Origin of the sequence: Arthrobacter sp. ISL-95 (assembly GCF_018613695.1) — a bacterium.
Classification (GTDB): Bacteria; Actinomycetota; Actinomycetes; order Actinomycetales; family Micrococcaceae; genus Arthrobacter.
On sequence record NZ_JAGGPR010000003.1, the window covers coordinates 124,607 to 137,591 of the forward strand.

At 61.8% G+C, this 12,985-nt stretch carries 9 protein-coding genes and 2 pseudogenes; 3 read left to right on the forward strand and 8 right to left on the reverse strand.

From position 1 onward, the window contains the following. Positions 1-53: 53 nt before the first annotated feature. Positions 54-1,253: pseudogene (locus J7I86_RS02850) on the forward strand (amino acid permease); the annotation flags it as partial. An 89-nt stretch (positions 1,254-1,342) separates the two neighbouring features. Here J7I86_RS02850 and J7I86_RS02855 read toward each other — a convergent pair. Next, positions 1,343-1,915 (reverse strand): O-acetyl-ADP-ribose deacetylase, encoded by a 573-nt coding sequence (locus tag J7I86_RS02855; protein ID WP_214815317.1) that lies wholly within the window; start codon positions 1,913-1,915, stop codon positions 1,343-1,345. Positions 1,916-1,969: 54 nt separating this feature from the next. Between J7I86_RS02855 and J7I86_RS02860 the strand changes: the two genes are divergently transcribed. Then, positions 1,970-2,614 (forward strand): DedA family protein, encoded by a 645-nt coding sequence (locus J7I86_RS02860; protein ID WP_214815319.1) that lies wholly within the window; start codon positions 1,970-1,972, stop codon positions 2,612-2,614. Between the two features lie 22 nt (positions 2,615-2,636). Here the strand turns inward: J7I86_RS02860 and J7I86_RS02865 are convergent. From J7I86_RS02865 to J7I86_RS02885, 5 genes and pseudogenes are all read right to left on the reverse strand, one after another. Continuing rightward, positions 2,637-2,941, reverse strand: a pseudogene (locus J7I86_RS02865) (hypothetical protein). 106 nt (positions 2,942-3,047) lie between these two features. Continuing rightward, complete coding sequence (gene ppc / locus J7I86_RS02870; protein ID WP_214815321.1) at positions 3,048-5,846, reverse strand: phosphoenolpyruvate carboxylase; 2,799 nt, start codon at positions 5,844-5,846, stop codon at positions 3,048-3,050. Between the two features lie 115 nt (positions 5,847-5,961). After that, positions 5,962-6,270 carry a hypothetical protein gene (locus J7I86_RS02875; RefSeq protein ID WP_214815323.1) on the reverse strand — a complete coding sequence of 103 codons (309 nt, stop codon included), beginning with the start codon at positions 6,268-6,270 and terminating at the stop codon, positions 5,962-5,964. A 189-nt stretch (positions 6,271-6,459) separates the two neighbouring features. Next, positions 6,460-7,170, reverse strand: a complete 711-nt coding sequence (locus J7I86_RS02880; RefSeq protein ID WP_286179242.1) for a hypothetical protein — start codon at positions 7,168-7,170, stop codon at positions 6,460-6,462. Between the two features lie 172 nt (positions 7,171-7,342). Beyond that, the gene (locus J7I86_RS02885; RefSeq protein WP_214815325.1) at positions 7,343-8,953 is read right to left on the reverse strand and encodes a sigma-70 family RNA polymerase sigma factor; all 1,611 of its coding nucleotides are present in this window, start codon (positions 8,951-8,953) and stop codon (positions 7,343-7,345) included. 1,159 nt (positions 8,954-10,112) lie between these two features. On the opposite strand from J7I86_RS02885, the gene J7I86_RS02890 reads away from it, so the two are divergent. Next, positions 10,113-10,940: a DUF1684 domain-containing protein gene (locus J7I86_RS02890; protein ID WP_214815327.1), complete on the forward strand. Its 828-nt coding sequence runs from the start codon at positions 10,113-10,115 to the stop codon at positions 10,938-10,940. Positions 10,941-10,953: 13 nt separating this feature from the next. On the opposite strand, the gene J7I86_RS02895 is transcribed toward J7I86_RS02890, so the two are convergent. Both J7I86_RS02895 and J7I86_RS02900 read right to left on the reverse strand, forming a co-directional pair. Further along, a complete protein-coding gene (locus J7I86_RS02895) occupies positions 10,954-12,183 on the reverse strand; it encodes an acyl-CoA dehydrogenase family protein (RefSeq protein WP_214815329.1) in 1,230 nt (409 codons plus the stop codon). After that, positions 12,180-12,977, reverse strand: coding sequence for an SDR family NAD(P)-dependent oxidoreductase (locus J7I86_RS02900; protein WP_214815331.1), 798 nt, complete (start codon positions 12,975-12,977; stop codon positions 12,180-12,182). The genes J7I86_RS02895 and J7I86_RS02900 overlap by 4 nt, the downstream gene beginning before the upstream one ends. Positions 12,978-12,985 lie beyond the last annotated feature (8 nt).

A 12,985-nucleotide genomic window follows, 5' to 3' on the forward strand; every position in this document is an offset into this window, starting at 1 on the left:
TCCAAGAACGTGAGGGCGGGCTCAAAAGGCAGCTCACCTCGCGTCAAATGACCATGATCGCCCTGGGCGGAGCCATCGGCACCGGACTTTTCCTGGGGAGCAAGTTTGCCATCGGCCTGGCCGGACCCAGCGTCATCATCAGCTACGCAATCGGCGGTCTGATCGCCCTGCTCCTCATGGGCAGCTGGTCCGAGATGACAGTGGCGCACCCAACGTCGGGCTCCTTTGGTGCCTTCGCGGAGCACTACATCAGCCCTCTGGCAGGCTTCCTGGTCAAGTACATGTACTGGTCCTGCATTGTGTTGGCCGTGGGAACTGAAGTGACCGCGGTGGGCGAATACATGAAACTGTGGTTCCCGGACGTGCCATCACTGCTGTGGGTGATCTTCTTCTCCGCGGTGCTGATCGGCGTGAACACCATGAACGTGAAGGTGTTCGGAACCCTTGAATACTGGTTTTCCAGCATCAAAGTCTTCGCAATCATCGCCTTCATCGTGCTCGGCGCGTACATCGTGTTCGGTGCCCGCACTGAAGGCACTGGCTTCCAGAACTACACGGCCGAAGGCGGCTTCTTTCCCAATGGATTGTCCGGCACCTGGTTCGCCGTGATCGTGTCCATCTTCAGCTACCTCAGCATCGAAATGATTGCCATCGCCGCGGGCGAGGCGAAGGATCCGGCAACTGCAGTCAAGAAGGCCTTCCGGACCACCATCGCCCGGCTGCTCTTGTTCTACATCGTCACCCTGGCACTGATCCTGGCAATCGCCCCCGTCAGCCAGATCCTTGCCGGCGGCAGCCCGTTCGTCACGGTGATGCAGAATCTAGGCATCCCCTTCGCGGACAGCCTGCTGACCTTCGTGGTGATCATCGCTGCACTCTCAGCCATGAACAGCCAGCTCTACATTTCCACCAGAATGATCTTCAGCCTCTCCCGCAGCGGCGATGCGCCGGCAGTATTTGGAAAACTGCGCTCCAACGGGGCCCCCGTGAACGCCCTGGTCCTGTCCACCGCTGGAATAGCCATCGCCACAGTGGTTTACGCAATGTTCCCTGCGACGGCGTTCACCTTCATGATGGCAATCTCCATGTTCGGGGCCATGTTCACCTGGTTCATGATCTTTGTGACCCACTGGTTCTTCCGCCGCAGCATGAAACGCACCGGCACCGAGCTCTCCTACAAAACCCGCTTCTACCCGGTAGGCACCATCCTGGGCGCTGTTCTCATGCTGGCCATCGCCGTCAGCACCCTCGGCACCGAAGCCTTCAACATGACGTTGATCTTCGGCCTGCCATCCTTGGCACTCGTCACAGTCCTCTACTACCTCGTGCAGCGTCGCAAACGTCAGCTGGGCCGCGGAGGGGGCTCAAACCCCGGTGAGGACTCAAACACAGTCCGGAAGACCGCCGTCGTGTTCTCCGAAAACAGCACGAACTCGACCAACTCAAGCGGGCTGTCCCCAGCACCGCGTGCTGAAGACGACGACGAAAACGACCTCACGGCGTCGAGCGCTACCTCCGCTACCTGACGGGCGTCCCAACCATAGATTCCGGCGCTGATCGCAGGGAAAGCCACTGAACGGGCACCAAGCCCAGCCGCTACCCTCAGGCTTTCGTTGAAGCACGAGGCGAGCAGATTCGGATCCGTCTGTCCCGCATGCCGGTTGGGCCCTACCGTATGGATCACCCAGCGCGAAGGGAGCCGAAAAGCTGGAGTCGCGACGGCTGAACCCACCGGCAGTCCGTCCTTCAGTTCCGTCCGCCTTAGCTCGCGGCACGCCTCAAGCAACTCCCCGCCCGCCGCCCTGTGGATAGCACCGTCCACTCCCCCTCCACCGAGCAAAGAGGAGTTGGCGGCGTTGACGATCGCGTCAACAGCGCGCGTGGTGAGGTCGCCGTGCAAGACATCTATTCGCATGGCGCCAGTCTCACTCCGAAGCGGGGGACACGGCAAGTGCGGTACCTTGTGCCCATGGACATCACCGCCCCGGAAACATGGGGATCCGCGATTTACCTGTGGATCGTCCCCATTGTGCTGGGCGACGCCATCTTCCCGCCCATCCCCTCGGAAATGGTGGTCATCACCGGCGGGGCGCTCGCAGCCGATGGCCACGCCAACTTCTGGCTGGTCCTTTTCCTGGCAGCTTTCGCTTCATGGCTGGGCGACATGGCGGTGTTCATGCTGTTCAAACGGCGTATAAGCCACGTTCTGGACCGGTGGGCCTGGGGCCGGCGCGTCCACCGCGGGATCCACGAGGCAATCGCCAAAGCCGGCCGCTCCTCAACGTACGGCGCCATCATCGGTGCGCGCTTCATCCCAGGCGGCAGGCTCGCCACCTCGTCCGCGGCAGGGATAGCCAACGTCTCGGTGCGGGGGTTCAGCCTGTGCGCCGGCCTGGGTGCGGTGCTGTGGGCCGTGTGGCAGGTGGGCCTGGGTTACTTCACCGGCTCCACCACCAAGCTTCCGTTTTGGGCCAGCTCACTCATTGGTGTGGCACTGGGCTTGGTGATCGGCGTGGTGGTGGGATTGATCGTTACCCGGCGCCGCGGCAGCCGATCCCCCGTTGAAGAACCTTTCGATGCCGACAAGCCTGGCGACGTGCCACAGCCCGAGTAACTTCTGGGTTCCAGCCCGGATCTTAGACGGGCGACCAGCGTCCACGGCTGCGACGCAGCACGTAAAGGCTGCCGGTCAAAGCAACGTGCTCGACGGCGTCGCGCATCATGGCTGCCGACATCCGGGCTTCGTCGTTCTCGCCCGAGTATCGCGGTCGTCCACTGTGAAACGAAGGCTGAGCTGGGGTACTCCGCCCACGATGTCCAGCTGGTTCGATTCGACGTGGTGACGGGTTTCCAGCGCTTCCACCGCTGCGGCCATCACCGATTCAGGTGCGTTGCCCGGTTTGAGGCCGGTGATCTTCAACTTGGTCTGGAACGACGGCATCCCACTACCCTAACGCCCTCTCACATCCCACGCCCCTGAACGGATCCCTCTCTCAGCGGATGAGAGAGGGATCCTGAAAACCCCGAGGGATGTGATAGAGCGTTTGCTAGCCGGTGTTGCGAAGGCCGGCGGCTACGCCGTTGACGGTGATGAGCATGGCCCGCTGGAGCCGCTCATCGATCTCGCCTCCGGAAAGCTGCTCTTCGCGTACGCGCCGAAGGAGCTCCACCTGCAGGTAGCTGATCGGGTCCAGGTACTGGTCACGGATTTCGAGTGAACGCTTCAGCGTGGGCTGGGCATCGAGGAGTTCGATCTCGCCGGTGAGCCGCTCAATTTCGGCCACAGTCAGCTCGTACTCGTCGCGAATCATGTGGAACAACCGGTGCAATTCCTCCGGGACCAGCGACGAAACGTAGTGGCCCGCAATCTCCATGTCAGTCTTTGCCAGCGTCATTTCCACGTTGGAGATGACCGAGCGGAAGAAGTGCCAGCGGTCCATCATCTCCAGCAATTGATCCTTGTCTCCGGCCTCGCGCGCGGCCTTTAGGCCCGAGCCAACCCCGAACCAGCCCGGAACGATCTGGCGGGACTGTGTCCAGCCGAAGACCCACGGGATGGCCCGCAAGCCGCCCAGTCCAGCACCGGAATCGGGACGCTTGGAGGGACGCGAGCCGATGTTCAAGGAACCCAGCTGCTCCACCGGTGTGGACGCGAGGAAGTAGGCCGGGAGCTGGGGATCGTCAATCAGTGTGCGGTAGCGGGCAAACGCTGCGTCCGAGATGATTTCCATGACGTTGGCGTAGCGCTCCCGCTCGTCCTCCGAGGTTCGCGGAGTGCGGTGCAGCGCCGAGCCCTGCATCACCGCGGCCAAGGAAAGCTCCAGGTTCTCGCGGGCGAGTTCAGGCAGGGAGTACTTGTCCGAGATGACCTCGCCCTGCTCAGTGAACTTGATTTCACCTTCAAGCACGCCGTTCGGCTGGGCCATGATGGCATCGTAGGTGGGTCCGCCACCGCGGCCCACGGATCCTCCGCGGCCATGGAATAGACGAACCCGGACGCCATGCTTGGCAGCCACGTCGCGCAGCTTGCGCTGGGTTTTGTGGATCTCCCACTGGCTGGTCATCACGCCGGATTCCTTATTGGAATCGGAGTAACCCAGCATGACTTCCTGGACGTCTCCGCGGAGACGGACAAGATCCCGGTAGGACGGATCGGACAGCAACTGATCCACAATCTCAGCCGAAGCCCGAAGTTCTTCCACCGTTTCCAACAACGGAGCGAACCCGATCTTGGCATGAGGCTTGCCGCTGAAGAGATCTATCAAGCCGGCCTCGCGGGCAAGAACTGCTGCAGCGAGAACATCGTCGGCGCCGCGGGTCATGGAAATGATGTACGTTTCCACGACGTCCGGTCCGTAGGTGTGCAGGGCTTGGCGAATACTCCGGAAGACGTCGTACGTTCCGTCTGCCGTACCCTCAAGTTTGATCGGATGGCCGGAAAGAGGGCGGCGGGAAGCCAACTCTGCACCTAGGAATGTAAAGCGTTCCTCACGCGTCAACTCGCCGTAGGGCTTTTCAGTGCCGAGCCTGTCCACGAGCTGCCCCACAGCATCATGGTGGTAATCAGCGTGTTCACGGATGTCCAAGGTTGCCAGATGCAAGCCGAAGGCAGCGATTGCGCGGCGCACACGGGCCAGGGCACCGTCTGCTACCAGCCCCGCGGAGTGGTTTCGCAGCGAGTCCTCAAGCAATCCGAACTCCGCGAGCAACTCGGGAGTGGTTGCGTAGTCCCGGCCCGGCTCGTGATACGTGGCCGCTGAGATACGCCGGCCGGTGTTGATGAGCTTGGCCTTGATGCAGGTCAGTTTGAGCCTGTACGGCTCCTGCGCATTCAGTTCAAGGATGCGCTTGTCCAGTCCCGGGAGGTTCTTGAGGTCTGTGGCGATCGAGTCCAGCAACTCCTGGTCAGCCCCAAAGAGAGCTGTCGAGTTGGAGAGCACCGAGATAAGTTCGTCAATCAAAGCAATGCTGATACGGACAGCATTCTGGTTCTGCAACTGCAGGATCTCCCGGGTGACGGCGGCGGTCACGTTCGGGTTGCCGTCGCGGTCGCCACCTATCCACGAACCAAACTTCAGGGGCGCGGCAGCGGCCGGCAGCGTGACACCGTGCTCAGCCAAGAGCTCCGAAAGGTCCGTCAGCATCTCCGGCATGGCGTCGGTAAGAATACTGTTCAGGTAATAAATGGCATTCCGGGCCTCGTCCACCGGGGTGGGGCGCACCTGGCGGAGCTCGTCGGTCTGCCACATCTGATCGATGATCTCGGCGAGTTGGCGGTCCTGACGGCGCCGGGCTGAGGTCCCCTCCGCAGTGGGCTCGGCGAGGACGTCCGATAGTTTGCGGACCTTGTCCAGGACAGAGCGACGTGAGGCCTCAGTGGGATGTGCCGTGAAAATGGGGCGGACGTCGAGTTCGTTGATCACGTCCTGCAGTACCTGGGGGCCAGCCTGGCCGGCGATCTCTGAGACCGCTTTTGCCAGCCATCCGTCCTTTTCCTGCCGGGTGCGCAGTCCCCGGACACGGTGGACCTGCTCTGCCGCGTTGCTGAGGTGGAAATAGAACGCAAAGGCGCGGACCAGGTCAGTTGCCTGGTCCAGCGGCAGAGAGGCGAGCAGCTCACGGACCTGGGCAACGACGTCGTGCGCGCTCCAAGGGCCGGTGGCGTCCGCACCGCCCCGGGCGGCTTCCTTGGACTCCTTGGTCAGCAAGCGCACCTGCTCCACGAGTTGGAGGAGCTCCGGGCCGTGTTGTCTTACCAGGGATTCGCCAAGGAGGGTGGAAACCCGCCGTACGTCGGCCCGCAGTTCGGCAGCGAGATCGGTGTCTTGATGGGCAGTGTGAACCATAGATACTTACCTTCGGGATCTGGTTGGGCCCGTACACTGCGCTGGATACTGTGAGCCGCATTACTTGTTTCCTACGGGATCTTACCCGCACAGAACTCAACAAAAAGAATGCGTCTCAGAGTTTGGCGTCGCCTGCTGCTGTCTTTCGAACAGGCGGTGCCAGGACTACCTTTCCGCCGAACACGTCCCGGCCTGCTGTACCCGGGCCTGCGGACAGGGACTCGTGCCGGCGCTGCCTCATTTCCTCAATGGCTGCTGCCGCTTCCAACCTGGTTGGTGCACCCGTGGCAGGTTCGATCATGGACAGGACACTCCCCAACGTGCCGGTTGCTCCTTTGGAAGGAACGCCCTTCTGCATCAGCCGTGTTCCCGCCCAGATTGAACCCATAATGAGTGCCAGACTGATCACTGCCTCCATCCCCATGCGGTCAGGGTACGCCCAATGCGGCCGGGAGCACAGAGTTCCAAAGAGGGCAAAGCGGTCCTGGCAAGTCCCGGGACACAGCGACCACGCGTCACGCAGACGTGCCCAACGGTTGGCTCTGCACGTATCGGTCCAGAACGGTGTCCAAGAGCCGGGGAGCATGGGCACTGAACATTCCAAAGCGCGCTTCTACCTCGAGCACTGCCGGTTTGCTATGGAGGAACCACCCCGCTGTGTGGCCTTGCTGACCGTCTTCTCCAGGACTACCAGGACGTCATCCGGCCCAGCGAGTTGTCCGCAGCGAAAGCCTGGCGAAACGTATTCAGCACCAGGTGCAAACCGTTGGACCATCCAGGTATCGTCCAAGGTGGCCCAAATTCGGGAAGCCCGGACACCGGCGTCGGATGTTCGCTCCAGCAACCGGATGCCGCGTCCGTCGCGCGAAATGCGGGGCTTGACCACCAGCGGACCGCCCAACGTGTCCATGGCATCATGCACAGACCCGAGAGCGCTCGGCAGGCCAAACCTGGGAACCCTCACCCCCGCCCTCGCCAGGCAGGTCATGGTGAAGTATTTGTCGTGAGCCGTCCTTACCGGCGCAGGATCGGCTATGACCACACGAACTCCCGGGGCGAAGTCGTGGCGGGCCTCCGCGACGACCACGAGTTCGGCACTCATGGTGGGGATGAGAACATCGATCCCATAAGTCGCCACAAGGCCTCGTAGCTCCCAAAGGTAACCGGGGACGTCCGAGGGTGAAACGACTGAGGCAGCGTCTCCAAACCCACCACGAATGGGCAGCACGTCGACTCCCAACACCCAATGCCCCTTTGCCTTGAGCTGACGGACCAAGGACGAACCGACTGGGTTGGCTATGCCTGTCAACAGGAAACGTGACATCAGAGTGTCCCCACGGCAGTCAAGGGGATCGAAGGATCCACCACCCGGATGTCCGTGTTCGCTTTCATTTCCCACCTTTATGAATAATGCGTGCAGCCCGCCTCCGGGTCTTGCCGGTGAATGAGTGCACCGGGCTGGAATTTCATGACGCAATCCCCACGGCTATGTTCGATCAGTACAGGGCGGAGAATCTTTTCGAGGCCAAGCCTGGTCCGCTCAGGGTGTAGGTGAAGACCCTTTCATCCTTGTTGACATAGTCCCTACCGCTCTTGGAGCTTGCCCCAAGCTGAAAGCGGAGGTCGCTGCGCTGGACAGAGTCGGTGGAGCAGCTGACCACGGTCCGGCTCTCGAACGAGCAGGTCCATCCCTCCGGAGCCCGGACTGAATCTTCTAGAATCCACGAGTTCTTTCCCACTGAGAACACCGCTTTGCCAGTACTCAGAGGGTTGGATCCAGAGACCCGGAAATCGATGTCCATCACGCTGCCGTTTAGGTCTCTGTCTCCGGCCTCGCGCGCTGAGCCATCAACAACAGCTATAGGAGGTGCCGACGGCATGACCAAAGGCACCGCAGATGGTGTGGTGACAGGTAGAGGAGCGGCGGACGGCGCAGCCGGGGATTCGAAGGAAGAGACCGGCGCAGGATTCTCCACTGTGGGTTTCTCTACCGCGGGCGGCGCTTCAACTGGTTGCACGTCCATGGATGGTGGCGTCACCAGCGGCGCGACTAGCGTGGAGGGGACAGGAGCCGGTGCGCTCGTTGCTGAAGGTGCGGGAATCACCGGAGTCTTTTCCCTTGGAGCCAGACCGGTCTCCATAGCCCGCGGATTCATGTATGCATCCGGAGTTAAGTGGTCAACGATGCCTACAGCGCCCAGCACTAGTCCTACGGCAGCTGTTGCAATGACGGCCATCACCGCCGGTTGAGCAAAAGCAAGGACGCCCACAGCCACCTTGGCGGGCACCATGCCACCGACGATTCCAAGTCCAGCCCCTTTCCCCGCCCACAGTGCGGCCGGAATTCCTGTCACCAACGGCAAAAGGACTGCCCTCATGCTCCCCTGCACGTCCGTCAATTCCGCAAGTGCCGCGGTGCAGGCAGCACAGCCGTCAAGATGCCCACGGATGTTGCGCTCAGTGGTACTGGATACTCCACCGCGGATGTAGTTGCCGAGCTTCGAAGCGTACTCATAGCATCTAGTGTCAGTCTGCTCCGAGAGGTGGAACTGCAGGTACTGCCTCCTGAGGCCTTCACGGGCGCGAAGGGCGAGCGCTGAAACGGCGTTGGCGGAGAGACCCAAAATCGGTGCCACGGCTGCGGGTTTCATGCGTTCGACATCCAAGTACCAGAGCACAGCTTGCCACCGTTCGGGCAGGGCCCGGAATGCTTTGGCTACTGTGTTCGACTCGAAAGCACCGATTGCTGCGTCCGAGTCCGCCAAAGTCTGATTCAGGACGGAATCGTCGCCGCTGGGCAGGACCCTGCCCGCTTTTCGGTTCCGCTGGTGCGACAGCCGGGCGACGGTGGACAACAGGTACGCCCTGAAGAAAGCATCCGGCCCTTTTCCCGAGACGAGGCTTTGCAGGACGGACTGGAAAGCCTCAGCCACCACGTCCTCGGCGTCACTTTGGTTGTCCACGTTGCGCCTGGCAACGCTGGATGCAACGGAGAAGTGGCGTTCGTAGAGTCCGTCAAAGGCAGACATGTCTCCGTTGCGAACCAATTCAATAAGTTGACGGTCGTCTACGCCGGAATTGTTGCTCGCATGTGACGTGTGTGCCATCTATGGCACCCCCAAATCGTAGAGAACCCTGCCCATATATATGGAGTGGGGGTACGGCCCGAGTCGTGACGCCAGTTTGTCAAGAGTCTTTAGCAACCTTTCTCCGCAAACGCCTCCGTCACGAAACGGCTCTTCTGTGCACTTTTGAAATATGAGATCGTTCCGGACAAAATCGCGTGCCGAGTGCACGTTTCCGCAGCGCCATTTGCTGCGCAGATGGCGGACCGCCAGTTATCAAAGGGGTTGGCGGTTCCGCGCTGATTGGTTCCTGCCGGAAGTCCGGAAAGTCGTCGTTTCCCTGGCCAGCGACGCGGTAGTCCCGGCCCCTGCAGCAAAATTGCTGGGAGCTGCCCGCGCCAGGAATGGCGTCAGCATCAGAGAGACCTTGAACGATTTCCGCGCCTTGTTCACAGCAGCGGAGCAGGCCCTTGACGTCGAGGCACTCCTATCAATCGCGGAAGGCTGGGCCGAGGGAGCGGAAACCGCTCCCACCATTCCTGTACCGACGTCTACACGGGGCTGGCCACCCAAGCCCACTTTCAGCGACGGATCCATGAGGTATCCGCGTTCTGTGCGGAGAGGCCGGGGCTGTATGCGCTGGCGATCATTTCGCTACCCCGGCCCCGTAACAACCGCAGCCACTGCTGGACACTGTTGGCGCGTCTTGGGGACGTCGTCGAGGGTGAGCTGCAAGGAGCCGGAGCCACGGCAATGTACCAAAATTCGGCCATCCACGTACTCTTTCCCGTCAGCCAGAGCAGTCTGTCCCGGCTGGTGGATTGCAAGGGAGCTTTGGAAGCCCTCGGTGAGGGCCGCTTATGCCCTGCCCGTATAAAGTTCCACCCGCTTTCCGGGGCTGCGGCCTTGGCTAGTGTTAGCCGGATTCGCCGAAGCAAATACAGGCACCGCTCGCACTAAAAAGGCGATCGGGAAACGCCCTTCGGGGTAAGACGGCGGCGAGGGCCCCGGCACGTGGTGCAGGCCCGACGTCGCTGTCCATCAGTCCCGGCTCGCGCTGGCATGGTTACAGGGCCAGCGCGAGCCGATCCAAGGTAATGGAGCCTCAGTTCGGCCGGATTCCGGGAATGCCCACACCCGGCGCATAGTTGAGGCAAGTGCAACCGACGCGAACTGACGCGAAGACCAGCCAAGGAGAACCATGAGCTCGCCCACCACCGCAACCGACGCCCAGCTCGCCCGTTGGGAGCGGTTCCGTGCAGGCAGGCATTCGGCCCTTGCCACGGAGCATGGATGGTTGACGCTCACCTCTTTCCAGTGGCTTGAGTCCGAACCCTCCGGGCTTGAACTTGTTCCGGGCCTCTGGTCCACCGACGGCACCACGGCGTTCCTCACGGCGAGCGCTGCGGATGGACTGACCTTGGTGGAAACAGGTCAGGGAGTAGGGGAGACCATCACGGCGACGCTGCAGGACGAAGAGTCGCTCATGTGGGTGCAATTTGGAGGCGACGACGGCAAGCAAGTTGTGGTGGAACTTGCCATGCGTGCGGACAAGTACGCCGTCCGCACCCGAGATAACAGCTCACCCGTGTTGACCGGGTTCAAGGGCGTCCCCACGTACGAGTACAACCCCGGCTGGGTTATCCAAGGGCGGTTTGAAGCTTACGCTGAGCCCGTGGACGTACCCATCGGCACGGCGAATCCTCTGGTGGATGGCGTCCATCGGTCAGTGGGCGAGGTGGTGTTTCGGGTACCGGGTGTTCCCCACGAGATCCGGCTGCACGCGGAAGAGGAGAAACTGGGTGCGCTCAACGTGACCTTCCATGATGAAAGCAACGGAGAGACCACAGATGACTGGCGCAAGGTCTTCATTCCCCGGCCTCGCCCCGACGGCTCCGTGGTCATCGACTTCAACCGTGCCATCAACTACCCCAGTGCCTTCACTCCCTATGGGACCTGCCCCATGCCTGTCCGTGGCAATTCGCTGGACGTGCGGGTGGAGGCCGGGGAGAAGCTCCCCTGGGGTTGAGAGGAGAGCTGGCCTAGGTGATGGCTGAAACTCCTGTCACGGCACGGCCGACGATCAGCGAATTGATTTCGTAAGAGCCCTCGTAGGTGTAGATTGCCTCGGCGTCGGCGAAGATCTTAGCTATGCGGTAGTCGGTGACGATTCCGTTGCCGCCAAGGATGGAACGGCCCAAGGCCACGGTTTCGCGCATCCTGGCGCTGCAGTAGGCCTTTGCGAGCGCTACCTGTGCCATTTGGGCTCCACCGTGTCGCGTTCCCTGAGCGTCGGTGAAAATGTCCTCTTGCAGTTGCGCTATGCGAACCATCATTCCCATACTGGCCACCGCGTTGCCGAGCATGTCCACCAGGTGTTGTTGGATGAGCTGGAACTTGGCCAGTGGCTTACCGAACTGCATGCGCTCGACGGCATACTGGCGGGCGACGTCGAAAGCTGCCAGTTGCTGGCCCACGGCTTGCCAGGCCACCATGATCCGTGAGCCGCGGAGGAGGTGGTTGGTGTCCACGAAGCTGCTGATGCCGGCGAAGCGGTCTGTTTCTGCTACCTCGACGTTTTCGAAGACGATGTCTGCGTTCTGCACCGTGCGCAGGGCAATCTTGTTCTCGATGCGGCTGCGGGTGATGCCCGGCAGGGTTGCGTCAACAATGAAGGCCCGCACCGCACCGTCGGCCTCGTCCTTGGCCCACACCAGCATGTAGTCGCAGAACGTCCCGTTGCCAATCCAGCGTTTGGCGCCGTTGATCACCCAGTAATCGCCGCCGTCGGAATCCGGCCGTTCGACACGGCGGGCGGTGGTTTCCATGCCGCCGGCGACGTCGGACCCGTGGTTCGGTTCTGTGAGCGCGAAGGCTCCGGTGGTGCGGAGGTTGGACGCGTCGTCGAGGTAGCGGTCCTGTTGCTGATCGCTGCCGAAGTCGTACAGCGATTCGACGAAGAGGTCGTGGTGGACCATGAAGAACGTGGCGATCGAGGTGTCAACGCGTGTCATTTCGGCGATCACAAGCCCGGCAAACAGGTGCGTGTACCCACGCTGGGCGGGAGCGCTGAGCCGGAGGGCCGCGAGCTTGGGGAGGATGTGCTCCGGGAACTCCGCCTTCTCCCACCATTGACCGGCGTACGGGGCGATCTCAGTAGCGAGGAATGCCCGTAGTTCGTTGAGTTTCCGTTGTTCTTGGACGCTGAGCAGGGATTCGAAGTCGAAGAAGTCGGCAGTGGGAAGGTCCGCGCCGCTGTCATCGCCCATCATTTGAGCCCCATGCGGATGGCGCCATCGAGCCGGATGGTTTCCCCGTTGAGCATGGCGTTTTCCACGATGTGGGCTGCCAGGTTTGCGTACTCCGCGGCCCGGCCAAGACGTGCGGGGTGCGGAACCTGTTGTCCAAGGGAATCCTGGGCTGACTGAGGCAGCCCGGCCATCATGGGCGTTTCGAAGATGCCGGGCGCGATGGTGGTTACCCTGATCAATGAACGGGCGAACTCGCGTGCCAGGGGCAGTGTCATGGCTGCTACGGCCCCTTTTGATGCGGCGTAGGCGGGCTGGCCGATTTGGCCTTCGAAGGCGGCGACGGATGCGGTGTTGATGATGACGCCGCGTTCGGGCCCACCCAGTTCCGTGGTGACGGGTTCGGTTTCGGCCATGGCTGCGGCGGCCAACCGGATTACGTTGAAGGTGCCCACGAGGTTGATTTGAATGACTTTGTTGAAGTTCTCCAGCGGCAGGACGCCGTCGCGGCCCAGGACTTTCCCGGGTGTTGCGATGCCTGCGCAGTTGACCAGGATCCTGAGCGGCCCCATGGAGGTGGCGGCGTCAACGGCGGCTTGGACTTGGGATTCGTTGGTGACGTCTGCGGGTGCAAAGACTGCCCGCGCCCCCGTACCTGTGTCCAGGGCGTTCAGCTCGGCCGCGTAGGACTCCCCTGCCGATTGCGGGAGATCCACCAACACCACCGAGGCTCCGGCGTCGAACAAGCGCTTCGCAGTAGCAGCCCCGAGTCCTGATGCCCCGCCGGTTACCAGCGCCACTGTGCCGTTGATGTCCATTCATCCTC